General features: G+C 70.6%; 18 protein-coding genes. 9 read left to right on the top strand and 9 right to left on the bottom strand.

The annotated features are described in order from the left end of the window. Window positions 1–3: 3 nt before the first annotated feature. From IE278_RS08035 to uvrC, 7 genes are all read right to left on the bottom strand, one after another. Window positions 4–1,215 carry a phosphoglycerate kinase gene (locus IE278_RS08035; protein ID WP_189770201.1) on the bottom strand — a complete coding sequence of 404 codons (1,212 nt, stop codon included), beginning with the start codon at window positions 1,213–1,215 and terminating at the stop codon, window positions 4–6. A gap of 130 nt (window positions 1,216–1,345) precedes the next feature. Beyond that, entirely contained in the window at window positions 1,346–2,356 is a 1,011-nt protein-coding gene (gene gap, locus IE278_RS08030; protein WP_107017636.1) for a type I glyceraldehyde-3-phosphate dehydrogenase, read from the bottom strand. A 190-nt stretch (window positions 2,357–2,546) separates the two neighbouring features. Beyond that, complete coding sequence (locus tag IE278_RS08025; protein ID WP_189770199.1) at window positions 2,547–5,498, bottom strand: M14 family metallopeptidase; 2,952 nt, start codon at window positions 5,496–5,498, stop codon at window positions 2,547–2,549. 670 nt (window positions 5,499–6,168) lie between these two features. After that, window positions 6,169–7,158, bottom strand: a complete 990-nt coding sequence (gene whiA, locus IE278_RS08020) for a DNA-binding protein WhiA (RefSeq protein ID WP_107017634.1) — start codon at window positions 7,156–7,158, stop codon at window positions 6,169–6,171. After that, on the bottom strand, window positions 7,149–8,255 hold the full coding sequence (locus IE278_RS08015) for a gluconeogenesis factor YvcK family protein (RefSeq protein WP_189770197.1): 1,107 nt from the start codon (window positions 8,253–8,255) through the stop codon (window positions 7,149–7,151). Before IE278_RS08015 ends, whiA begins: the two co-directional genes overlap by 10 nt. After that, window positions 8,252–9,382 carry an RNase adapter RapZ gene (gene rapZ, locus IE278_RS08010; RefSeq protein WP_189770195.1) on the bottom strand — a complete coding sequence of 377 codons (1,131 nt, stop codon included), beginning with the start codon at window positions 9,380–9,382 and terminating at the stop codon, window positions 8,252–8,254. Before rapZ ends, IE278_RS08015 begins: the two co-directional genes overlap by 4 nt. Continuing rightward, a complete protein-coding gene (gene uvrC, locus IE278_RS08005; protein ID WP_189770194.1) occupies window positions 9,379–11,433 on the bottom strand; it encodes an excinuclease ABC subunit UvrC in 2,055 nt (684 codons plus the stop codon). Before uvrC ends, rapZ begins: the two co-directional genes overlap by 4 nt. A gap of 420 nt (window positions 11,434–11,853) precedes the next feature. On the opposite strand from uvrC, the gene IE278_RS08000 reads away from it, so the two are divergent. The 4 genes from IE278_RS08000 to IE278_RS07985 all read left to right on the top strand — a co-directional run bounded on the left by IE278_RS08000 (window position 11,854) and on the right by IE278_RS07985 (window position 15,589). After that, on the top strand, window positions 11,854–12,024 hold the full coding sequence (locus tag IE278_RS08000) for a hypothetical protein (protein ID WP_189770193.1): 171 nt from the start codon (window positions 11,854–11,856) through the stop codon (window positions 12,022–12,024). Window positions 12,025–12,541: 517 nt separating this feature from the next. Then, window positions 12,542–13,507: a hypothetical protein gene (locus IE278_RS07995; RefSeq protein WP_189770192.1), complete on the top strand. Its 966-nt coding sequence runs from the start codon at window positions 12,542–12,544 to the stop codon at window positions 13,505–13,507. A 142-nt stretch (window positions 13,508–13,649) separates the two neighbouring features. Beyond that, window positions 13,650–14,681: a LacI family DNA-binding transcriptional regulator gene (locus tag IE278_RS07990; RefSeq protein WP_189770191.1), complete on the top strand. Its 1,032-nt coding sequence runs from the start codon at window positions 13,650–13,652 to the stop codon at window positions 14,679–14,681. Continuing rightward, entirely contained in the window at window positions 14,678–15,589 is a 912-nt protein-coding gene (locus IE278_RS07985; RefSeq protein WP_189770190.1) for a carbohydrate kinase family protein, read from the top strand. The genes IE278_RS07990 and IE278_RS07985 overlap by 4 nt, the downstream gene beginning before the upstream one ends. A 203-nt stretch (window positions 15,590–15,792) precedes the next feature. Here IE278_RS07985 and uvrA read toward each other — a convergent pair whose 3' ends face one another. After that, window positions 15,793–18,879: an excinuclease ABC subunit UvrA gene (uvrA, locus tag IE278_RS07980; RefSeq protein WP_189770189.1), complete on the bottom strand. Its 3,087-nt coding sequence runs from the start codon at window positions 18,877–18,879 to the stop codon at window positions 15,793–15,795. A gap of 226 nt (window positions 18,880–19,105) precedes the next feature. On the opposite strand from uvrA, the gene IE278_RS07975 reads away from it, so the two are divergent. The 5 genes from IE278_RS07975 (at window position 19,106) to IE278_RS07955 (ending at window position 23,484) form a co-directional block, all read left to right on the top strand. After that, complete coding sequence (locus tag IE278_RS07975; protein ID WP_189770187.1) at window positions 19,106–19,804, top strand: maleylpyruvate isomerase family mycothiol-dependent enzyme; 699 nt, start codon at window positions 19,106–19,108, stop codon at window positions 19,802–19,804. 10 nt (window positions 19,805–19,814) lie between these two features. Beyond that, window positions 19,815–20,471 carry an MBL fold metallo-hydrolase gene (locus IE278_RS07970; RefSeq protein WP_189770185.1) on the top strand — a complete coding sequence of 219 codons (657 nt, stop codon included), beginning with the start codon at window positions 19,815–19,817 and terminating at the stop codon, window positions 20,469–20,471. 435 nt (window positions 20,472–20,906) lie between these two features. After that, on the top strand, window positions 20,907–21,782 hold the full coding sequence (locus IE278_RS07965) for an ABC transporter substrate-binding protein (protein WP_189770183.1): 876 nt from the start codon (window positions 20,907–20,909) through the stop codon (window positions 21,780–21,782). Continuing rightward, window positions 21,779–22,693 carry an amino acid ABC transporter permease gene (locus tag IE278_RS07960; RefSeq protein ID WP_189770181.1) on the top strand — a complete coding sequence of 305 codons (915 nt, stop codon included), beginning with the start codon at window positions 21,779–21,781 and terminating at the stop codon, window positions 22,691–22,693. Before IE278_RS07965 ends, IE278_RS07960 begins: the two co-directional genes overlap by 4 nt. After that, window positions 22,690–23,484, top strand: a complete 795-nt coding sequence (locus IE278_RS07955) for an amino acid ABC transporter ATP-binding protein (protein ID WP_220451672.1) — start codon at window positions 22,690–22,692, stop codon at window positions 23,482–23,484. The genes IE278_RS07960 and IE278_RS07955 overlap by 4 nt, the downstream gene beginning before the upstream one ends. A gap of 7 nt (window positions 23,485–23,491) precedes the next feature. Here IE278_RS07955 and aroQ read toward each other — a convergent pair whose 3' ends face one another. Then, window positions 23,492–23,965 (bottom strand): type II 3-dehydroquinate dehydratase, encoded by a 474-nt coding sequence (gene aroQ / locus IE278_RS07950; protein ID WP_189770179.1) that lies wholly within the window; start codon window positions 23,963–23,965, stop codon window positions 23,492–23,494. Between the last annotated feature and the right edge of the window lie 132 nt (window positions 23,966–24,097).

Below are 24,097 nucleotides of genomic sequence, written 5' to 3'. Positions count from 1 at the left end.
GGGTCAGTCCTCCAGTGCGGCGAGACCGGGGAGCGTCTTGCCCTCGAGGTATTCGAGGGAGGCGCCGCCACCGGTGGAGATGTGGCCGAATGCGTTCTCGTCGAAGCCCAGGATGCGGACGGCCGCGGCGGAGTCGCCGCCGCCGACGACCGTGAAGGCCTGGGAGTCGAGCAGGGCCTGGGCGACCGCCTTGGTGCCCTCGGCGTAGTCGGGGTGCTCGAAGACGCCCATCGGACCGTTCCAGAACACGGTGGCCGCGTCGGCGAGCTTCGATGCGTACAGGGAGCCGGTCTCGGGACCGATGTCCAGACCCATCCGGTCGGCCGGGATGGCGTCCGCGGCGACGGTGGACGGGTCGGACGGCGCCTTGGTCTTCAGGTCGGGGAAACCGGCCGCGACCACGACGTCGACGGGGACGACCAGCTCGACGCCGTTCTTCTCGGCGCGCTCGACGTACTCCTTGACGGTCGGCAGCTGGTCGTCCTGGACCAGGGAGGCACCGATCTCGTACCCCTTGGCCTTGAGGAAGGTGAAGGCCATGCCGCCGCCGATGAGCAGCCGGTCGGCCTTGCCGAGCAGCTCGTCGATGACGGCGAGCTTGTCGGAGACCTTGGAGCCGCCGAGGGCGACCACATAGGGGCGCTCGACGTCCTCGGTGAGCTTCTTCAGGACGCCGACCTCGGTGGCGATGAGGTAGCCGGCGTAGTGCGGCAGCCGGGCCGGGAGGTCGAAGACCGAGGCGTGCTTGCGGTGCACGGCACCGAAACCGTCGCCTACGTAGACATCGGCCAGGGCGGCCAGCCGGTCGGCGAACTCGCCGCGCTCGGTGTCGTCCTTGGAGGTCTCGCCGGCGTTGAAGCGGAGGTTCTCAATGACCGCGACCTGGCCGGGCTGCAGCCCGTTCACGGCGTCGTGGGCGGCCGGTCCGACGGTGTCCTGGGCGAACGCGACGGGCGCGCCGAGGAGCTCACCGAGCCGCTCGGCGGCGGGCAGCAGCGAGAAGGCGGGGTCCGGGTTGCCCTTGGGGCGGCCCAGGTGCGAGGCGACGATCACCTTGGCACCGGCCTCGGCGAGCGCCTTGACGGTCGGCAGGACGGCGCGGATGCGGCCGTCGTCGGTGATGAGACCGTCCGCGAGCGGCACGTTCAGGTCGGCGCGCACGAAGACCCGCTTGCCGTCGACCCCTTCGGAGAGAAGTTCGTCGATCGTCTTCATAAGTGGACTCCTAGGGAAGCTCTTTTGTCCGAGAGAGGGCTGATCGCTCAGCACGTGCCACAGGGCCCGGGGTGCGCGGCGGTGCGCTGCCCGGGCCCTGTGCTCACACGAGGTGCCTTGCTTCTTGGACCTAGAGCTGTTCGCCGACGAAGACCGTGAGGTCGACGAGGCGGTTGGAGTAGCCCCACTCGTTGTCGTACCAGCCGAGGATCTTCACCGTGCTGCCTTCCTGGACCATGGTCAGGGAGGAGTCGAAGGTGCAGGAGGCCGGGTCGCCGACGATGTCCGAGGAGACGATCGGGTCCTCGGTGTAGGTCAGGTAGCCCTTGAGGTCGCCGTCGTCGGAGGCCTTCTTGAACGCGGCGTTGACCTCGTCCTTGGTGACCTCGCGCTGCAGCGTCACGACCAGGTCGGTCGCGGAGCCGGTCGGGACCGGGACGCGCATCGCGATGCCGTCGAGCTTGCCCTTGAGCTGCGGGAGGACCAGCGCGGTGGCCTTGGCGGCACCCGTGGTGGTCGGGATGATGTTCTCGGCGGCGGCGCGGGCGCGGCGCAGGTCCGAGTGCGGGAAGTCCAGGATCCGCTGGTCGTTCGTGTACGCGTGGACCGTCGTCATCAGACCCTTGACGATGCCGAAGTTCTCGTCGAGGACCTTGGCCATCGGCGCCACACAGTTGGTGGTGCAGGAGGCGTTCGAGATGACGTGGTGGTTGGCCGCGTCGTACTTGTCCTGGTTGACGCCCATCACGATGGTGATGTCCTCGTCCTTGGCCGGAGCCGAGATGAGGACCTTCTTGGCGCCGCCCGCGATGTGCTTCTCGGCGTCGGCCTTCTTGGTGAAGATGCCGGTCGACTCGATGACGATGTCGACGCCGAGGTCGCCCCACGGGATGTCGGCGGGGTTGCGCTCCGACAGCACCTTGATGGTGTGGCCGTCGACGGTGATCGTGTCGGCGGTGTGCGACACCTCGGCCTTGAGACGGCCCAGAATGGTGTCGTACTTGAGCAGATGCGCGGTGGTCGCGGTGTCACCCAGGTCGTTGACAGCCACGATCTCGATGTCTGCACCCTGCTCCAGCAGCGCGCGGAAGTAGTTACGACCGATGCGGCCAAAGCCGTTGATGCCTACGCGGATCGTCACGAACCGATCTCCTCGTTAGGTACGCCGGCGTTGGATGCCGGCGAGTTGTATGGGATGTCCCCGACCGCCTACGACCCTACCTCTCCGAGGCTCCCGGGGTGACATCGAGATGCCCCATACACGGCAGGGCGGTCCGTACCCGCCAGTAGGGGTACGGACCGCCCCAGGGTCGACGCCTGTCGGAGCCGGGTCAGCCGCGCAGGGCGGCCAGTGCCTTGCCCAGCAGGGCGTTGCGGTCGGCCGCCGCGGTGACGTGCTCCAGGCCGAAACCGAACAGCACGGTGTCACGGGTGGAGACCGCGCCGTACGTCTTGAAGAGCTCGCCCGACAGGCCCCAGTCCCGGACGACCGCGGGGCTGCCCGCGGGCGGCCCGGCGACCTTCCAGGCGCCGAGGGAGGTCTCGAAGCCCTCGGTCTGCGTCGCCGTGCCGCCGATCACGACGGAGGCGTTGTCGGCGAGGACCCCGTGCCCGCCGGAGCCCGGGTCGGTGATGTAGCTCAGCGACACCTCCACGGTCTTCCCCGCGTAGGCGGACAGGTCGAACTCGACCTGCTGCCAGCCCGCGGAGGCCCCGGTGAAGCTGTTCCAGGAGCCGCTCGTACCGCTCGGGGTGCACGCGGTCGCGCCCCGGGTCAGGTACCGCGCGAGGGCGGGGTGCCCCTGCATGAAGAACCCGGCCTCGCACTCGGCGGGCACGGCGGTACTGGTGGCGCCGCCCTTGTCGGGAAGCGTGGTCCAGTCGTCGGCCCCGACGGTGTGCGCCTCCAGCACCGCGTGGTCGTAACCCTCCTCGGTGTCCCACAGGAGCTGGGTGCGCAGGGTGGGCGCGTCGGCCGCGCTCACCCCGGTGAGGTCGATGGTGCGGGTGAGCCGGTTCCAGGCGTAGTCGGTGTGCGTGACGGCGGCCATGGAAGCGCCCTCGTACGGGCCGTACGGGTTGACGGTGCCCGGGTACACGCCTGCGCCCGCGCTGGCGAACTGCGGGAACCGCTCGACGGGGAGGGTGTCCGAGGTGACGCTGTAGGCGCCCGCCGCGTTCAGCGGGTTGCCGGGCGTGTCGCCGAGCGGTCCCCCTGCGCCGGCGAGCTTCCCCGAGCCGGTGAAGGCGCCGGCGTCCGGAGTCGTCGTACGGGTGTAGGCGCCCAGGTAGTACTGGCTGAAGTCGTTCGTCAGGGCGCCCGGCAGCGCGACCTGGCCGCCCGCCTGCTCGCCCGCCTCGATCAGCTTGCCGCCCTCGTTGAGGTAGGCGCGCAGCTGCAGCTGGGTCAGGTATCCGGGCCGGTCGGCGCCGGTGTAGTGGACGACGGTCCCGAAGTGGCCGAGGACCCCGAGCGCGTCGGGCGCGCCCTGGGCGGCGACGTCCCAGACGACGGCCTTGCGGCCGTTGGCCGCCAGCGCGTCGACGTAGGTCCGGGCCTTCGTCGCCGTCGCGCCCTCCTCGGCGATCACCAGCGTGTCGGCACGCGGCCGTTCGGCGACCGTGTACGTGAAGTGCGGGCTGGAGGTGGGCTTTCCGGCGCGGGTCCTACCCGTGAACCAGACCTCGACCTTGTCGCCGGGCTCGCCGTCCCGCACCTTCGCGCGGTACTCGTCGAAGTAGAGGTTGTCCTCGCCGCCGTAGGTCTCGCCGCCCTTCCAGGCCCGGAGGTCCTGGTCCTTCGTACGGCCGTTGTTGACGCGGTACTTCAATTCCTTGTCGCGTACGGACTTGCGGGCGACGACCGAGACCTCCTGGTCGGCGCCGCGGGAGTACGAGGTCGCGAAGGGCGCCGGGGTGAAGTCAGGGGCGTCGATGCCGACCGAGGACTTCGGCTGGTCGGGCCTGAGCGCCGCCTCGGCGACGGAGAGCGCGAACGGGATGTTCTTGACGAACTCGTCCTGGATCAGCTTCTCGTCGTCCGGGAAGGTGAAGACGGACGCGCAGTCCGCGGCGTTCCAGGGGTCGTCCGGGTAGAGGTTCGAGATGGTCTGGCAGGTCGACATCTCGGGGGTGAACATCGCCGTGCCGTTGACGTTGGACGCGTGTCCGTCGGCCTCGCCGTTGGTCGTGTAGAGCTCGGAGGAGACCTGCGGGCGGTAGCCGGGGATCGCCGAGTTCTCGGGGGTCCCGGCGAGGGACTTGTAGAGCACGTCGTCGGGGCTCGGGGTCGCCACCTGCCAGCCGACTCCGTAGAGGAGCAGTTCGGCGGCGGAGTGGTAGTTGATGCCGTACTCGAAGCCGATGCGCCTCTCGAAGGAGTCGATCGCCTTGGTCTCGGGCTCCGAGCCGGGACTCGCCCCGCGATAGGTCTGGCTGGTGGGGTACGGGGACGAGCCCTCGTCGTCGTAACCCCACTTGTAGGAGAAGTTGCGGTTGAGGTCGACACCGTCGCCGACGGTCAGCGCCCCGTCGCCGTTGACGTCACGAAGGTTCTTCCGCCACTGGCGATCGCCCTCGGGCTTGAAGGTCCAGTCGTAGCCGTCCGGGTTGGCGGACAGCACGAACCACAGCTCGGTGGAGTCCACGAGCTTGGTGATCCGCTGGTCCTTGCCGTAGTTGTCCAGGTAGTGGTGCATCAGGCGCCGGGTCATCTCGGGCGTGATCCACTCACGGGCGTGCTGGTTGGACATGTACAGCGTGGACGGCTTGGCGCCGTCCTTGGTCTTCTTGGCGCCCTTGGTGAGCTTGAGGGCCAGGATGTCCTGCCCCTGGAGGGTCTTGCCGATGGAGACGACCTTCGTCAGGTTCGGATTCCGCTGTCCCGTCCTGACGATCTCCTCCTTGAGGTTGCCCGCACCGCTGTACGGGCGGAAGACGCCGTCCCCCGCGGCTGCGACGCGCGCCTGCGCCTTGGCCGAGAGCTTGTGCTCGGCGAGGTCGACGCCCTTGTCCTCCAGCTGATCGGCCTGCTTGTCGGTGAGGTACACCTCGACGGAGGCCGTGCCCTTCTGCGGTACGCGTTCGCTCAGCTCGTGGCCGTCCTGTCCGGCCGCGAGGAGCAGGGGTACCTGCTCCTTCGTGACCTCGGCGCGGAACACCTTGACCTCGTCCGCGCCCGGGTCGGGCGTCGCGCCCGGTTCCGCCTGCGCCATGGGTGCGACGGCGACTCCGCCGAGCAGGAGTGCGCCGGCAGCGAGGATCGATCTCGCTCTTCGTCTCATGAGCCCCCCTTGCAGTAGTTCGCCACTGCGGCGAACAGATGCCAGGCTTATGACAGTCCATGGTCAAGTCAATAGCGCGTGACACCCCTCGGGCGGGCACCCGACTAGCCCAAATGGGTCTGGGCGGGGGTTAGTTGGGGGTGACCGTGACTGGCGGGTGCGGGCCGCTGGGGGTTGCCCGCGCAGTTCCCCGCGCCCCTGGGTGGGTGGGGGCCGGCCTGGATCGCCCCGCGGGCCCGCATTCGGCCGCGCGCTCCGTTCCCCGCCGCCCCTGAGGTGGGTGGGGGCTCGCGCGGAGTGCCCCGCGGGCCCGCATTCGGTTGCCCGCGCCGTTCCCCGCGCCCCTTGGGGGTGGGGGCTCACGTGGGCTGTCGGGTGCGGGCAGCCATGGCAAGGGGCGCGAGCCATGTCGATCGCCTCGACCCCGACCCACCCAGGGGCGCGGGAACGGCGCACTCAGCCCAGACCTACAGAAACCCGACGACAAACCCGAACCCCCACCCCTCAGGGGCGCGGGGAACTGCGCGAGCAACCCAGGTAGACCGGAAGCCGACTACTCACCCCGACCCCCTCCCACCTCAGGGGCGCGGGGAACGGCGCGAGCAACCCCAGGTCGACCGCAAGCCGACCACCCCCAGGGGCGCGGGGAACGGCGCAACCCGCAGGGACGTCACCCCACCAGGTTGTCGGCCATCTCCTCACTGAGCGTGGACTCCGTACCCGGAATCCCAAGATCCTGCGCCCGCTTGTCGGCCATCGCGAGCAGCCGCCGAATCCGCCCCGCCACCGCGTCCTTCGTGAGCGGCGGCTCAGCAAGCGCCCCCAGCTCCTCCAGCGACGCCTGCTTGTGCTCCATCCGCAACCGCCCAGCAGCCGCGAGATGCTCAGGAACCTCGTCCGCGAGAATCTCCAGCGCCCGCTGCACCCGAGCCCCCGCGGCCACCGCCGCCCGAGCCGACCGCCGCAGATTCGCGTCGTCGAAGTTGGCGAGACGATTCGCCGTGGCGCGAACCTCCCGCCGCATCCGCCGCTCCTCCCACGCCAGCACGGACTCGTGCGCCCCGAGCCGCGTCAGCAGCGCCCCGATGGCGTCCCCGTCCCGCACGACGACCCGGTCCACACCCCGCACCTCGCGCGCCTTCGCGGCGATGGACAGCCGCCGGGCCGCCCCGACCAGCGCGAGCGCCGCCTCCGGCCCCGGGCAGGTCACCTCCAGCGAGGACGAGCGCCCGGGCTCGGTGAGCGAACCGTGCGCCAGGAACGCCCCGCGCCAGGCCGCCTCCGCGTCGCAGGTGGCCCCCGAGACCACCTGCGGCGGCAGACCCCTGATCGGGCGCCCCCTGCCGTCCACGAGACCGGTCTGGCGGGCCAGCTGGTCACCGCCCGCAACCACCCGGACGACGTAACGGGAACCGCGGCGCAACCCGCCCGGCGCCATCACGATCAGTTCGGAACTGTGGCCGAAAATCTCAAGAATGTCCCGCTTCAGCCGTCGCGCCGCCATCGCGGTGTCCAGCTCCGCCTCGATCACGATCCGGCCGCTCACCAGGTGAAGGCCGCCCGCGAACCGCAGGATGGCGGAGACCTCCGCCTTTCTGCAGCAGGTCCGGGTGACGGGAAGCCGGGAGATCTCGTCCTTCACCGCTGCCGTCATCGCCATGGGCCGATCCTTCCATGCATCCGAAAAATACGGTCGTACGCGGCGGCCAACAGCTCCGGATCGTGCCTCGGAGTCCCGTCGGTCCTCGCCACGGGCGCCAGCTCGACCGCCGCGCCGAACCGCTTGGCGGCGTCGGCGAGTATCTCGCGGTCGGGCACGGCGGCCTCGTCGGCCAACACCACGTCCAGGGCGAGTTTAGGGGCGTGTCGTCCCAAAACCTCCAAATGACGCTGCGGTGAGAAGCCTTCTGTTTCTCCGGGCTGCGGAGCGAGGTTCAGCGGGAGGACCCGGCGCGCCTTCGTCTCGGTGAGGGCGTCGAGCAGTTCGGGTACGAGCAGATGCGGGATCACGGAGGAGAACCAAGAGCCGGGACCGAGGACCACCCAGTCCGCGTCGAGGACCGCGGCGACGGCTTCGGGGACCGCCGGCGGGTCGTGCGGTACGAGGTGCACGGACTGCACCTCGCCGGGGGTGAGCGCCACGGTCGCCTGGCCCCGTACGGTGTCGACGTCCTCGGGCCGGTCCGGGTCGTGGCCCTTGACCAGCGCCTGGAGCTCCAGGGGTACGGCGGACATGGGCAGCACCCTGCCGTGCGCGCCAAGCAGCCTGCCGACCAGGTCGAGCGCCTGGACGTGGTCGCCGAGCTGCTCCCACAGGGCGACGATCAGCAGATTGCCGACCGCGTGCTCGTGCAGTTCGCCCTGGGACTGGAAGCGGTGCTGGATGACCCGGGCCCAGGTCTGGCCCCAGTCGTCGTCGCCGCACAGCGCGGCCAGCGCCTTGCGCAGGTCGCCGGGCGGCAGCACGCCCAGCTCGTCGCGCAGCCGGCCGCTGGAGCCGCCGTCGTCCGCGACCGTGACGACGGCGGTGAGGTCGCCGGTGATGCGGCGCAGGGCGGCGAGCGAGGCGGACAGGCCCATGCCCCCGCCCAGCGCGACGACCTTGGGCTGGGCGCCGCGGCGGCGCGGCTTGGCGCCGCGGGCCTCGGCGGGCCTGGCGGCGCGGGCGTCGACGGGCCTGCCGCCGGGCCCGTCGATACCGCGCCCGTCGATACCGCCCCGCCGCAGCCGGTCCAGCCGCAGAGAACGTCGTGTCATTCGCGGCCCATGTCCCGGTGGACGACGACCGTCTCCACTCCCTCGGACACCAGGCGGGCCGCGAGCTTCTCCGACATGGCGACGGAGCGGTGCTTGCCGCCGGTGCAGCCGACCGCGATGGTCACGTAGCGCTTGCCCTCGCGGCGGTAGCCCGCCCGGATGAGCTGCAGCAGTTCGGCGTACCGGTCGAGGAACTCCTTGGCGCCGGGCTGGTTGAAGACGTACCCGGCCACCTCCTCGTTGAGGCCGGTGTACTGGCGCAGCTCCGGGACCCAGTGCGGGTTGGGCAGGAACCGCATGTCCACGACCAGGTCGGCGTCGACCGGCAGGCCGTACTTGAAGCCGAAGGACATGACGGTGGCCCGCAGCTCGGGCTCCTCCTCCCCGGCGAACTGGGCGTCCATCTTGGCGCGCAGCTCGTGCACGTTCAGGCTGGAGGTGTCGATCACCAGGTCGGCGTCACCGCGCAGCTCGCGCAGCAGTTCGCGCTCGGCGGCGATGCCGTCGACGATGCGGCCGTCGCCCTGGAGCGGGTGCGGCCGGCGCACTCCCTCGAAGCGGCGCACCAGGGCGTCGTCCGAGGACTCCAGGAAGACGATCCGCCGGGTGACGTGCTTGGTCTCCAGGTCGGCGAGGGACTCGCGCAGGTTGTCGAAGAAGCGGCGGCCCCGGACGTCGACGACGACCGCGATGCGTGCCACGTTCCCCTGCGAGCGGGCGCCGAGCTCCACCATGGTGGGGATCAGCGCGGGCGGCAGGTTGTCGACGACGAACCAGCCCAGGTCCTCCAGACACTTGGCGGCGGTGGACCGGCCCGCGCCCGACATCCCGGAGATGATCACCAGCTCCGGGATGGCCGCCTCGGGGACGCCGGCCTTCTCGATCGTGCCCGTATTCACTTCCGCTCCGTCTTCCTGTTCCGCTTCGCCCTCACCGGCCGTGCCGTCGGCCGCGTCGCCGGGCGCGTTGTCAGGCGCACTGTCGGCCGTGCCGGCCGCCGCCGTCCGCTGCGGCCGATCTTCGCGTGCTTCCTTGTGCGATGCCTCGGTCCCAGCTGTGCGCGACACGTCGGTTCCGGTGTCCGCCGTGCGCGGCGTCACCGGTTCTTCCTGCTCGTACCCGGTCATCTTTCCTGCCCCCGTCGCTCGTCCGAGGCGCCCGCGGACACGGGCTCCTCTGCGACACCCGCCGTCGTTTCGGGTGCCGCGTCCTCCACGTGATCCTCGTCTTCCATGATCTCTCCGGTGGCGGTGTTCACGGCGGGAGCCGCCGGAGCCGCCTGGGCGAAGGCCACGGCGATGGACTCGGCCGTCTTGCGGCCTATGCCGGGAACCTCGCAGATCTGGTCGATTGTCGCGGATCGCAGCTTTTTCACCGAACCGAAATGCTTGATCAATGCCTGCTTGCGAGTCTCACCCAGGCCCGGCACGTCGTCGAGCGGGCTCGCCCTGAAGCGCCGGGCCCGCTTGGTGCGCTGGTAGGTGATCGCGAAGCGGTGCGCCTCGTCGCGCACACGCTGAAGAAGATAGAGCCCTTCACTGGTACGTGGCAGTACCACCGGGTCGTCGTCGCCGGGCAGCCACACCTCTTCGAGGCGCTTGGCGAGGCCGCAGACGGCGATGTCGTCGATGCCCAGCTCGTCCAGGGCCCGCCGGGCCGCCGCGACCTGCGGCTTGCCGCCGTCGACGACGACCAGCTGCGGCGGGTACGCGAACCGCTTGGGCCGCCCGTCCTCCTCGGTGAGACTCACCTCGCCGTCGGCCCACTCGCCGGTCTTCTCCTTCTCGCCGAGGTACCGCCTGAAGCGGCGGGTGATCACCTCGTGCATGGAGCGGACGTCGTCCTGGCCCTCGAAGCCCTTGATCTGGAAGCGCCGGTACTCGCTCTTGCGCGCCAGCCCGTCCTCGAAGACGACCATCGACGCCACGACGTCGTCGCCCTGGAGGTGCGAGATGTCGTAGCACTCGATCCTCAGGGGGGCACTGTCCAGGTCGAGGGCCTCGGCGATCTCCTCCAGCGCGCGGGAGCGGGTCGTCAGGTCGGAGGCGCGCTTCGTCTTGTGGAGGGCGAGCGAGTGGAGGGCGTTGCGCTCGACCGTCTCCATGAGGGCCTTCTTGTCGCCGCGCTGCGGGATCCGCAGCGACACGTTCGACCCGCGCCGCTCGGTGAGCCACTCCTGGACGGGCTCCACGGGGTCGGGCAGCGCCGGGACGAGCACCTCCTTCGGTACGGAGTCGCCGGTCTCCTCCCCGTACAGCTGCTGGAGCGCGTGCTCGACCAGGTCTCCCGTCGTGACCGCCTCGACCTTGTCGGTGACCCAGCCGCGCTGGCCGCGCACCCGGCCGCCACGTACGTGGAAGATCTGCACGGCGGCTTCCAGCTCGTCCTCGGCGAGGGCGATCAGATCGGCGTCCGTCGCGTCGGCGAGCACGACGGCGCTCTTCTCCATGGCCTTCTTCAGGGCCCCGATGTCGTCGCGCAGCCGGCCGGCGCGCTCGTACTCCATGTCCTCGGCGGCGTCCGTCATCTGCCGCTCCAGGCGGCGGATGTACGTGCCCGTGCGGCCGGTCATGAAGTCGCAGAACTCCTCGGCGAGTTCACGGTGCTCCTCGGGCGTGACGCGGCCGACGCAGGGGGCGGAGCACTTGCCGATGTAGCCGAGCAGACAGGGGCGGCCCGTCCGCTCGGCGTTCCGGAACACGCCCGCGGAGCATGTCCGCACGGGGAAGACGCGCAGCAGCAGGTCCACGGTGTCGCGGATCGCCCACGCGTGTCCGTAGGGACCGAAGTAGCGCACGCCCTTCTTCTTCTGGCCGCGCATCACCTGCACGCGCGGAAACTGCTCGTTCATGGTGACCGCGAGGTAGGGGTAGCTCTTGTCGTCGCGGTATTTGACGTTGAACCGGGGGTCGTACTCCTTGATCCAGGAGTACTCCAGCTGCAGCGCCTCGACCTCCGTGGACACCACGGTCCACTCCACCGACGCGGCCGTGGTGACCATCGTGCGCGTACGCGGGTGGAGGTTCGAGAGGTCCTGGAAGTAGCTGGCCAGGCGCTGGCGCAGGCTCTTCGCCTTCCCGACGTAGATCACCCGGCGGTGCTCGTCGCGGAATCTGTAGACCCCTGGCGAGTCGGGGATCTGTCCCGGCTTGGGGCGGTAGCTGGAGGGGTCGGCCATGTCTCACACCCTACTGGCGGGGTGTGACAGCGCGACGGCCCGCCGTCCCCCGGCCGGGCCCGATCCGGACCGCTCCTGGCCTCGCCCGGGCCCCGCTCCGGCCAGATCCGGCCCCAAAGGTCGCCTGACATGCCCCGATCAGCGCGGCGCCGGCCGCCGGCACCCCCCGCCCGCCCCCTCGACCGGCCGATGCCGCACCCCTCCGAGGGCACGCCGCCACGCCTTCCGACCAACACCCCTTCGGACGTGGACGGTTACGGCTGGCGCGAGGTGGGCAATTCAGGTGGACCGGAACCTGTTTCGGGGGCTGGCCGTGACGACACGAAGACAATTCGGGGCAATGCTCGTAGCAGTGCAGATGCAGGTGGATCCACCGCCCCGGACAAGGGCGTCGGGTCGATGACCGAAGGGCTGCGGAAGATGCGACAGACACGGATCGAGAAATCACGACGGTCGGTCCGGGTCCGCCCGTACCAGGACGAGGAGCAGTACGGCGACAGCCTGCTGTCCGGCCTCGACCCCCGCGACCCCGACATCGTGCGCGCCAAGCGCCTGCGATCGACACAGCCCGTCGAGGACGCCCGCCCCTGAGCCGGACGGTCACCTCTTCCGTTCCGCAGCACGAAGACGGCCCGGAGCGCACGCGTGTCATCGGGTCCAGGACGCCTACGCGTCGGACCCGCACCGCCCGCGGTCCGGGCCGCCGCATGTCCGGGCACGACCTGCTGCCCGCCTCCTGAGGGCGCCGCTGTCGCCCGTCACCCCCGCCGCCGGCCTTGAGCCACCGCTCGGCCAGGGGTCGCCACGCAGCCGCCGTACATCCGCGCCCGCGAGTCCTGGCCCCCGTCGACGCCCGCCTTCACGCGCGCGTGCCCGTGATCGCCTTCGCCGATGAAGGGTTCGGAGACCGGTCGGGGGCGCCAGTGAAAGCCGAGTTGCGCATCAGGTGTTGTCCGGGCCTGGTCAACAGGCTTCAATGCGGGATTACTTGGGCCGGGCACCACGGCGTACGCATGTGACCCTCCCCCGTACGCCGACCGGGGCGACCCCTCCGAGCAGTGCGAACGGCCCGACCAGCCGTTGTGAGCTTCAAAAGAAAGGCCCCTGCATGCGGCACGGCACCCAGCACGCGGACGCGGACGTGGACGTCCACGTCGTCGCGGCGGAACTGGACACGGCTCTGCGGGCCGGCCCCTTCCATGTCGCGCTGCGCGCCGCGATCACCGCTCGCGGACTGCCGCTGCAGCGCGTACAGCACCATCTGACGCGGTACGGGGTCAAGGTCGGCGTGACGAGCCTGAGCTACTGGCAGCAGGGCGCCCGGCGCCCTCAGCGGGCCGAGTCCCTGCGGGCCGTGCGCGCCCTGGAGGAGATACTCCAGCTGCCGGACGAGTCGCTGATCCGCCTGCTCACGACGGCCGACGAGTCCGCCCCGGCGGAACGCCCCTCGGCCCGCTCGTACCGCTCGCTGGTCGAGGCCTCCGGAGCGCTGGAGAAGCTGCTGGCCGAACTCGACTCGCCGCTCGACGGCGGACTCCTCGCCCTCGGCCAGCACGAACGGGTACGGATCGGCGCCCGCCGCGAGCTGGCGGGGCGCGACTCCCAGCACATCGTGCGCGCCCACAGGGACGGCGTCGACCGTTATGTGGCCGTCCACCACGGCGATCCCGGCTGCGTCCCGGAGCGCATGACCGTGCACGCCCTGGAGAACTGCCGCACGGGACGCGTGCTCCGGCACCACGAGACCGGCGTGCTCGTGGCCGAGCTCCTCTTCGACACGGTGCTGAGGGCGGGCGACACCTTCCTGTTCCGCTACGGCGTCGAGGACGGCACGGCCGGCGCGTCCGGCGAGTACGTCCGCGGGTTCGGCTTCTCCGGCGGGCAGTACGCCCTTGAGGTGCGGTTCACCGAGGGGACGCTGCCCGTGCGCTGCCACCGGTTCGCCCAGCACTCGGCGGCGGCGCCCCGCAGCGGCCGCCAGGAGCTGGCCCTGAGCGGCCGCCACCGCTCGGTCCACATGGTGGAGCAACGGGTGCGGTCGGGGATCGTGGGCATCGGGTGGGACTGGGAGTGAGCGACCGCCACCGCCGTGCGTAAACGCTTACGCAATCGTTTACGCGCACCACCGGATGGGGTACTTTCGCGGGCGGGCAGCCTGTTCCGCACCGGGCACCCGGTTCCGGGCAGGGCTGCGGGGAGGACCGCGGGAGGACAGCATGGCGACGATGGCCGATGTGGCCCGGCACGCGGGCGTGTCCGTCGCGACGGTCTCGCACGTGCTCAACGACACGCGCCCGGTGCTGCCGCACACCCGTCAAGCCGTGCTCGATGCCATCGAGACACTGGGCTACACCCCGAACGGCCTGGCCAGATCCCTGGTCACCGCGCGCACCCGGTCCATCGGGCTCGCGGTGTCGGCGATCAGCAACCCCTATTTCACGGAGATCCTCCAGGGTGTGGAGGCGAGCGCCCTGGAGCACGGCTACAGCCTGTTGATCGCGGATCCGCACGACGACCCGGTCCACGAGCGCAAGGTGGTCCAGCTTCTGCACGAGCGGCGCGTGGACGGCATGATCGTCGCGCCCTCCGCGGATCCGCGGGATCTGATCGGCTACCTCGGACGGCACGGCGTACCGACGGTGTTCCTGGACCGGCTCGTCGACGACATTCCGGCGCCCGGGCTCCCCTTCGACCAGGTGTCCGCGGAGAACACCGAGCCGGTCACACGCCTGGTCACCCACCTCGCCGAACGGGGCCACCGGAGGATCGGCCTGGTCGCGGGCCTCGCGGGCCTCAGCACGACGAGCGAGCGCGTCACCGGCTACCGGCTCGGCCTGGCGCACGCGGGACTCGCCTACGAGGAGCGGCTCGTGATCCCCGGCAACTCGGAGGCGGCAGGCGCCGAGCGGGCGACCGAAGCTCTGCTGTCCCTCCCGGCACCGCCCACGGCGCTCGTCACCGCCAACAACGCGATGACCATCGGTGCGCTGCGGGCCGTCCGCGCGGGAGGCCTGTCCGTGCCCGGCGATCTGGCTCTGTGCTGCTTCGACGACTTCTCCTGGGCGGACCTCTTCTCGCCCCGGCTCACCGCGGTCTCCCAGCCCAGCAAGGAGATCGGGGCCCAGGCCGTACGGCTGCTGCTGGAACGGCTGGACTCCCCCGGCCGGCCCACCCGTACGGTGCGGCTGCCCTCCGCGTTCGTACACCGCACCTCGTGCGGTTGCCCCGAGAAAGGAACCGACTCGTGATCGTCGTCGCCGGTGAGGCCCTGATCGACCTGGTGCCCAGTGAGTCGGGCGCGCTCGCCGCACTCGACCCGCGCCGCGGCGGCGGCCCGTACAACACGGCGGTCGCGCTGGGCCGGCTCGGCTCCCGCACGGCCTTCTGTTCCCGGATCTCGACCGACGCCTTCGGTGAGGCCCTGATCGGCGGGCTGCGCGAGGCGGGCGTCGACGTGTCGTCCGTGCAGCGGGGCTCCGAACCCACGACCCTGGCCGTCGCGTCCATCGCCGCGGACGGCTCGGCCGGGTACTCCTTCTATGTCGAGGGCACCGCGGACCGCCTGTTCTCGGCGCCCGACCGGCTCCCCGACGGGACGCGGGCCGTCTCCTTCGGTACCTGTTCGCTCGTCCTGGAACCGGGCGCGAGCGCGTACGAGGAACTGATGCGGAGCGCGTCCGCCCAGGGCGTGTTCACCACGCTGGATCCGAACATCCGCGCGGGCCTCATTCCCGATGCCGACGCCTATCGGGCCCGGTTCAAGAGCTGGCTGCCCTCGGTGTCACTGCTCAAGCTGTCGGAGGAGGACGCCCGCTGGCTGGGCGGATCCCCGCGCGAGTGGCTGGCCTCCGGCCCCTCGGCCGTCGTGATCACGCGGGGCGGCGACGGGCTGACCGCCTTCACCCGCGACGGCGGCGAGTACTCCGTGCCGGGCGAGCCGGTCGACGTGGTGGACACGATCGGCGCGGGCGACACGGTCAACGCGGCGCTGCTGCACGGCCTCGCCGCCCGCGACGCGCTGTCCGACGCGGGGCCGGCGGGCCTGGGGGCCGACGGCTGGGGCGAGTTGTTGCGGTTCGCCGCCCGGGCCGCGGCGATCACCTGCTCCCGCGCGGGCGCGGAACCGCCGTACGCACATGAACTGGACGCCTTCTGAGCGACCTCGGCAGCGCTCCGAAGGGGCGGGCGCGGGGAACTGCTCGCTCGCCACCACGGGCCCGCAGACAGACGACGGACTGACCCGCCCCCTGGACGGCACGCCCGGCAGGGTTCCGCAACGCGCCGCGCCCCACGGGGGTTCCCGTGGGGCGCGGCGCGTGACGGTGACGAAGTACAGGACCCCAAGGCCCTGAATCCGGTTCAGGCCTTACGAGCCCGGGTCGTCTTCTTCGCCGGGGTCGCCTTCTTGGCGGTAGCCGTCTTCTTGGCAGCCGCGCCGCCGGCACCCTTGGCCGCGGTGGTCCTGGCGGTGGTGGTCTTGGCCGCCGCGGACTTCGCCGTCGTGGTTTTGGCCGTCGCCGTCTTCCGCGTCGTGGCCGTGGCCGCCACGGCCTTCTTCGCGGCGGTCTTGCGCACGGGCTTCGCCGGTGAGGCGTCGCTGACGCGCTCGGCGCCCAGGACCTCCCGCAGGAACTTGCCGGTGTGGCTGGTCGACACCCCGGCCACTTCCTCGGGCGTGCCCTCGGCGACGACGATGCCGCCGCCCGCGCCACCCTCGGGGCCCATGTCGACGACCCAGTCGGCGGTCTTGATCACGTCGAGGTTGTGCTCGATGACGATGACCGTGTTGCCCTTTTCGACCAGCCCGGACAGCACGACGAGCAGCTTGCTGATGTCCTCGAAGTGCAGACCGGTGGTCGGCTCGTCGAGGACGTACACCGTGCGTCCGGTGGACCTCTTCTGGAGCTCGCTGGCGAGCTTCACCCGCTGGGCCTCGCCGCCGGACAGGGTCGTCGCGGACTGGCCCAGCCGGACATAGCCGAGGCCGACGTCGTTGAGAGTCCTGAGGTGACGGGAGATCCCCGGGACGGCGTCGAAGAAGTTCATGGCTTCCTCGATCGGCATGTTCAGGACGTCGGCGATGGACTTGCCCTTGAAGTGGACGTCCAGGGTCTCCCGGTTGTAGCGGGCACCGTGGCAGACCTCGCACGGGACGTACACGTCCGGCAGGAAGTTCATCTCGATCTTGATCGTGCCGTCGCCCGAGCAGTTCTCGCAGCGGCCGCCCTTGACGTTGAAGGAGAAGCGGCCGGGCAGATAGCCGCGGACCTTCGCCTCGGTGGTCTCGGCGAACAGCTTGCGGACGTGGTCGAAGACACCGGTGTACGTCGCCGGGTTCGACCGGGGGGTGCGGCCGATCGGCGACTGGTCGACGTGCACGACCTTGTCGACGAGGTCGTCGCCCTCCACGCGCGTGTGGCGGCCGGGCACGCTCCTGGCGCCGTTCAGCTCGCGGGCCAGGTGCGTGTACAGGATGTCGTTGACCAGCGTCGACTTGCCGGAGCCCGAGACCCCCGTGACGGCCGTGAGGATGCCCAGCGGGAACGACACGTCGATGTCCCGGAGGTTGTTCTCGCGGGCGCCGTGCACCGTGAGCTGCCGGGAGGGGTCGCGCGGGCGCCGGACGTCGGGCAGCGGGATGGCCTTCTTGCCGGACAGGTACTGACCGGTCTGCGACTCCTCGTTGGCGAGGAGCTCCTTCAGGGAGCCGCTGTGCACGACATGGCCGCCGTGCTCGCCCGCGCCGGGACCGATGTCGACGATCCAGTCGGCGACCTTGATGGTGTCCTCGTCGTGCTCGACGACGATGAGCGTGTTGCCCATGTCGCGCAGCCGGACCAGGGTCTCGATGAGGCGGTGGTTGTCCCGCTGGTGCAGTCCGATGGAGGGCTCGTCGAGGACGTACAGGACGCCCACGAGGCCGGAGCCGATCTGGGTGGCCAGCCGGATGCGCTGGGCCTCGCCGCCGGAGAGGGTGCCCGCCGCGCGGTTCAGCGACAGGTAGTCGAGGCCGACGTCGACCAGGAACCGCAGCCGTTCGTTGACCTCCTTCAGGACGCGCTCGGCGATCTTCTTGTCGCGCGCGTCGAGCCTCAGCTTGCCCAGGAAGTCCGCGCAGTCGCTGATGGACATGGCGGAGACCTCGGCGATGGACTTCTCCATGACCGTGACCGCGAGGACGACCGGCTTGAGGCGCGTGCCCTCACAGGTGGGGCAGGGCACCTCGCGCATGTAGCCCTCGAAGCGCTCGCGGCTCGTGTCGCTCTCGGCCTCGCTGTGCCGGCGCTTCACGAAGGGGACGGCACCTTCGAAGGGCGTGGTGTACACGCGCTCCCTGCCGTACCGGTTGCGGTAGCGGACCTCGATCTGTGTCTTGTGCCCGTACAGGAGGGCCTTCTTGGCGCGCTGCGGGAGACCGGCGAAGGGGATGTCGGTCCGGAATCCCAGCGCGTCCGCGAGGGCTCCGATCAGGCGCGCGAAGTAGTCCTTGGTGTGCCCGTGCGACCAGGGGTGGATGGCGCCCTCGTCGAGCGACTTGTCCTCGTCCGGGACGATCAGCTCGGCGTCGACCTCCATGCGGGTGCCGATGCCCGAGCACTCCGGGCAGGCGCCGAAGGGCGAGTTGAAGGAGAAGGAGCGGGGCTCCATCTCCTCGAAGGACAGGTCGTCGTACGCGCAGTACAGGTGCTCCGAGTACATGCGCTCGCGCTCGGGGTCGTCGGCCGGGAGGTCGACGAAGTCGAGCACGACCATGCCGCCGGAGAGGCCGAGCGCGGTCTCCACGGAGTCGGTCAGGCGGCGCTTGGCGCCCTCCTTGACCGTGAGGCGGTCGATGACCACCTCGATGGTGTGCTTCTCCTGCTTCTTCAGCGTGGGCGGCTCGGTGAGCTGGATCGTCTCGCCGTCGACCCGGGCCCTGCTGTAGCCCTTGGTCTGGAGGTCGGCGAAGAGGTCGACGAACTCTCCCTTGCGCTCGCGCACCAGCGGCGAGAGCACCTGGAAACGGCTGCCCTGCGGAAGCTCCAGGACCTTGTCGACGATGGCCTGCGGCGACTGGCGCGAGATGGGGCGGCCGCACTCGGGACAGTGCGGCTTGCCGATGCGCGCGAAGAGCAGACGCAGGTAGTCGTAGACCTCGGTGATGGTGCCGACCGTCGAGCGCGGGTTGCGCGAGGTCGACTTCTGGTCGATGGAGACAGCCGGGGAGAGACCCTCGATGAAGTCGACGTCCGGCTTGTCCATCTGGCCGAGGAACTGCCGGGCGTACGAGGACAGGGACTCCACGTAGCGCCGCTGTCCCTCGGCGAAGATCGTGTCGAAGGCCAGCGAGGACTTGCCCGACCCCGACAGGCCCGTGAAGACGATGAGCGAGTCGCGCGGAAGGTCGAGCGAGACATTCTTCAGGTTGTGCTCGCGCGCTCCACGGACGATGAGACGGTCGGCCACGCCGGGTCCGCACCTTTCTAGAGAGAAGTGACAGGGCCGAGGCCCCGCGTCTTTTCTCAGACTAGGGGGAGCCACTGACAACGCCGGTTCGGTTCGCCTCGATGAGAACAATCCCGGGCTTCCAAGAATGCCCGGCGCCGCCTCCGACCTTATAGCACGCACATTCGATTTGCGGACGTCGTCCGCAACCTTCACCCGAACGTGTGGCGGAGCTATCGTCGGACGCATGAACGATCATGTGCGCGACCTGGCGTCTGTACGTGACGCGACCGAACGGCTGCTCAGCGCAGTCGCCGAACTGGACAACGCCGATGTGACCGAACCGTCACGGCTGCCCGGCTGGAGCCGCGGACACGTCCTGGCTCATCTCGCCCGCAACGCGGACGCCCTGGTGAACGTCCTGGAGGGCCGGCCGATGTATTCCTCCGGGGACGCCCGGGACGCCGACATCGAGCGGGATGCCCCCAGACCTCTGAAGACCCAGCTCACCGACCTGCGCGACAGCGCGGCCCGCTTCCAGGAGACCGGGGCCGCGCCCGCCGACTGGTCGCGGACCGTGGAGCTGCGCAACGGGGTCACCGACGCGGCGGCCCGGGTGCCGTTCCGGCGGTGGGCCGAGGTCGAGCTGCACCGGGTGGACCTGGGGATCGGCTACGAGCTGGAGGACCTGCCGGAGGAGTTCGTGGAGCGGGAGGTCGCCTTCCTCGCGGACCGCTTCGCCGGGCACCCCGAGGTCCCCTCCGCACGCGTCACGGACGGCACGCGCGCGTGGAGCACGGGACGCGACTCAGCAGACGCCGGGAACGCCCCCGAGGTCACCGTGACGGGTCCCGCACCCGCCCTGCTCGGCTGGCTCGCCGGACGCCGGGACGGGGCGGATCTGCACGTCGAGGGCGGACCGCTTCCCGTACTGCCCCCGCTATAGGCTGAGCGGTATGACGTACAGCGGAGCGGTGAGGGTCGGCGGCCCTGCGGATGTGCACGAGCTGCGGGACCTGATGATCTCCAAGGTCGCGGTCGGCCCGATGGACAACAACGCCTATGTGCTGCGCTGTCGGGCCACGGACGAGCAGCTGCTGATCGACGCGGCGAACGACGCCGGCACCCTGCTCACCCTGATCGGCGCCGACGGAATCGCCTCCGTCGTGACCACGCATCAGCACGGCGACCACTGGCAGGCCCTCGCCGAGGTCGTGGAGGCCACGGGCGCGCGTACGTACGCGGGACGGGACGACGTCGACGGCATCCCCGTGCCGACGGACGTACCGGTCGGGGACGGCGACACGATCCGGGTGGGGCACGTGGAGCTGACCGCGCGCCATCTGGTGGGCCACACCCCCGGCTCGATCGCGCTGGTCTACGACGACCCGCACGGCCACCCTCATGTGTTCACGGGGGACTGTCTCTTCCCGGGTGGTGTGGGCAACACACGTAAGGATCCGAAGGCCTTCGCCAGTCTGATCGACGATGTCGAGACGAAGATCTTCGGCGCTCTGCCCGACGAGACCTGGGTGTACCCGGGCCACGGCAACGACACCTCCCTGGGCGCCGAGCGGCCCCACCTGCCGGAGTGGCGCGCCCGCGGCTGGTAGGCATCCGCGCCCCGCGCCCTGAGGGCGCGCGGGGAACCGCGTGCCCGGCCCGGGTCCGCGGTCGGATCACACGCGACCGCAACCAGGACCGGGGGCACGCGCCGACGCCTCGCGTGCCCCGTGTGAACAGAGCGCTCACTCCGGTGCCCCGCGTGCGCTCCCCGCGCTCGAGCGCACGCTGTCCACTGGGAGCAGTCCCGCACAGGATGACGGCTCCTGCGCCGGACGGGTCGCCGGCCCTTCGTTCCCCGCCCTCGGCCGGCGGCCCCGCCCGGCAGCGGTGGCCGACGTCCGGCGGCCACCGCCCCGGGCGCCGCGTCGAGAACACCCGTCGCTGTCGCCCCAGTTCACAGCACTGCAACACCCGTTCCCACTATGCGGACGGTTGTCGCCGCGACCTCGACAGCCAGGCCCGCGTCCTGTCACTCTCCCGCCATGCATCCTGCTCGCAGCACCCTGCGCGGAGCTCTCACCTCCGCCACCGTCGCTCTGCTCGCCGTCGCCGCCGGCTGTGCGCCGCAGTCCGAGGACAAGGCCGCCGACCAGTCCTCCCCCGCGTCGTGCGCCAAGGGCGCCCTGGCCACCGAGGTCTCCGGGAAGCTGACGATCGCGACGGACGAGCCCGCGTACGAACCGTGGTTCAAGGACGGCAAGCCGGCCGGCGGCGAAGGCTTCGAGTCGGCCGTCGCGTACGCCGTGGCGAAGCAACTCGGCTACGACAAGGGCGATGTCGTCTGGCAGAGCGTGCCCTTCAACAAGGCCTTCGCTCCCGGCGAGAAGACCTTCGACTTCGACATCAACCAGGTGTCGATCAGCGACGAGCGCAAGAAGGCCGTCGATTTCTCGTCCGGCTACTACGACGTGCGCCAGGCGGTCGTCGCGCTGAAGGGCTCGAAGGCCGCCGGGGCGAAGAGCGTCGCCGATCTGAAGGACGTCGAACTGGGCGCCCAGGTCGGCACGACCAGCCTCGACTACATCAACGACGTGGTGAAGCCGAAGGAGGATCCGGCCGCGTACGCGAAGAACGACCAGGCCAAGTCCGCGCTGAGGAACGGGCAGGTGGACGCCATCGTGGTCGACCTGCCGACCGCCTTCTACATCACCGCGGCCGAGGTCACGGACGCGACGATCGTCGGGCAGTTCGAGAACCAGGGCGGCACACCGGAGCAGTTCGGGCTCGTCCTGGACAAGGGCAGTGCGCTCACATCGTGTGTGACCGACGCGGTGGACGCCCTGCGCGAGGACGGCTCCCTCGCCGCCATCGAGAAGCAGTGGCTGTCCGACGCCGTGGACGCGCCGGTGCTCAAGTGACCTTCGCGAAGGAGGAGTCGGGCGGGGAACCCGCCGAGGACCCCGCCGACAAGGACGCGCACGATCCGTACGTCCCTTCGCGGCGGCGGATCGAGCGGGAACGCCACAAACGCTCCCGTGCCCGGCGCGCGACGGCGCTCGGCGCGCTCTCCACCCTGGTGACGGGCGTCGTCCTCTACCTCGTCGTCGTCAACGCGCCCGGCTGGCCGCGCACCAGGGAGACGTTCTTCGACGCCCAGTACGCGCGTGAGGCGCTTCCCAAGGTCCTCGAAGGTCTGTGGCTGAACGTCCGGCTGCTGTCGGTGTGCGGCGCGGCGGTCCTCGTCCTCGGCATGCTGATCGCCGTCGCCCGTACCCTGCGCGGCCCGGTGTTCTTCCCGCTGCGGGCGCTGGCCGCCGCGTACACCGACTTCTTCCGTGGCCTGCCGCTGATCATCAATTTGATGATCGTGGTGCTGGGGGTGCCCGCGCTGCGGTTGCAGGGCATCACGGTGGATCCGGTGCTGCTGGGCGGCACGGCGCTCACACTGACGTACTCCGCGTATGTCGCCGAGGTGTTCCGCGCCGGCATCGAGTCGGTCCACCCCTCGCAGCGCGCCGCGGCACGCTCGCTCGGGCTGAGCAACCGTCAGGCACTGCGGTACGTGGTCCTCCCCCAGGCGGTACGCCGTCAGGTGCCGCCGCTCCTCAACGACCTGGTGTCCCTGCAGAAGGACACCGGGCTCGTCTCGATCGGCGGCGCGGTCGACGCCGTGCGCGCCGCGGACATCATCGTGGGCCGCAGTCTCAACTACACGCCGTACATCGTCGCGGGACTCGTCTTCGTCGCGCTGACCATTCCGATGGCCCGTCTCACGGACTGGATCACGGCGCGGATGGACCGCCGGCGAGCACAGGGAGGAAGCATATGAGCGGGCCGGACGGCGGGACGACCACGGACTCCGCGGCACCGGGGCCGCGTCCCGTGCTGCGTATGGAGGCCGTCCGCAAGACCTTCGGCGGTGCGGTCGTCCTGCGTGACGTCGACCTGGAGGTCGCTCCGCACACGGTGACGGCGCTGATCGGGGCCTCCGGCTCCGGCAAGTCCACGCTGCTGCGCTGCGCGAACCTCCTGGAGGAGATCGACGACGGCGCCATCTGGCTGGACGACGAGGAGATCACCGACCCGAGGGCCGACCAGGACGCCGTGCGCCGCCGGATCGGCGTGGTCTTCCAGGCGTACAACCTCTTCCCGCACATGACCGTCCTGGAGAACATCACGCTCGCCCCGCGGCGCGTGCACGGCACGGGGCGGGCGGAGGCCGAGGCGCGTGCCCGTGAGCTGCTCGACCGGCTGGGGCTGGGTGCCAAGGCCGACGAGTACCCGGACCGGCTGAGCGGCGGCCAGCAGCAACGGGCCGCGATCGTCCGCGCCCTGGCCGTACGCCCCCGGCTGCTGCTTCTCGACGAGGTCACGGCCGCCCTCGACCCGGAGCTGGTGGGTGAGGTCCTGAACGTCGTCCGGGACTTGAAGGAAGAGGGCATGACCATGGTGCTGGCCACGCACGAGATGGGCTTCGCCCGGGATGTCGCGGACCAGGTCTGCTTCCTCGACGGCGGGGTCGTACTGGAGCGCGGCACGGCCGAGGAGGTCTTCGGCGAGCCACAGGAGGAGCGCACCCGGCGCTTTCTGCGCCGGATCGTGGAGGCGGGACGGCTCTGAGCGGCCCTCAGGCCTGCGCCTGCCCCGTCCCCGCCAGCGCCGCGACCCGCTCCACCCCGAACACGTACCCCTGCACACCGCAGCCCGCGATGACACCGTCGGCGCGGAGGGAGACGTACGAGTGGTGCCGGAACTCCTCGCGCTGGTGGATGTTGGAGATGTGGACCTCCAACACAGGCAGGCCGTCACAGGTGTTGAGCGCGTCCAGGATCGCCACGGAGGTGTGCGAGTAGGCGCCCGGGTTGATCACGATGCCGGAGTGGCCGAGACGTGCCTCGTGGATCCAGTCGACCAGTTCGCCCTCGTGGTTGGACTGCCGGAAGTCGACCGTCCCGCCGTGCGCCGCCGCCGCCTTGGCGCACAACTCCTCTACGTCGGCGAGGGTGTCGGAACCGTAGATCTCCGGCTGCCGCTGGCCCAGGAGGTTCAGGTTGGGGCCGTTGAGAATCATGATGGGGGCGTTGGCGAGGGTGCGGGGCACGGTTCCTCCGGTCCGGTCGGATGGCTCGGTCCGTTGAGGACCGCTGCTCGGACCCGGTCTATCACGGGGCGTGGCAACCGGAACGGGCCCCTGGAGTGCCCGGCGCGTGACGGTGGCGTACTGAGGCCTGCC

The sequence above is a fragment of the Streptomyces tauricus genome (assembly GCF_014650955.1).
In the GTDB taxonomy this organism is placed as follows: Bacteria; Actinomycetota; Actinomycetes; order Streptomycetales; family Streptomycetaceae; genus Streptomyces; species Streptomyces tauricus.
This window is presented reverse-complemented; position numbering and strand designations above follow the sequence as displayed.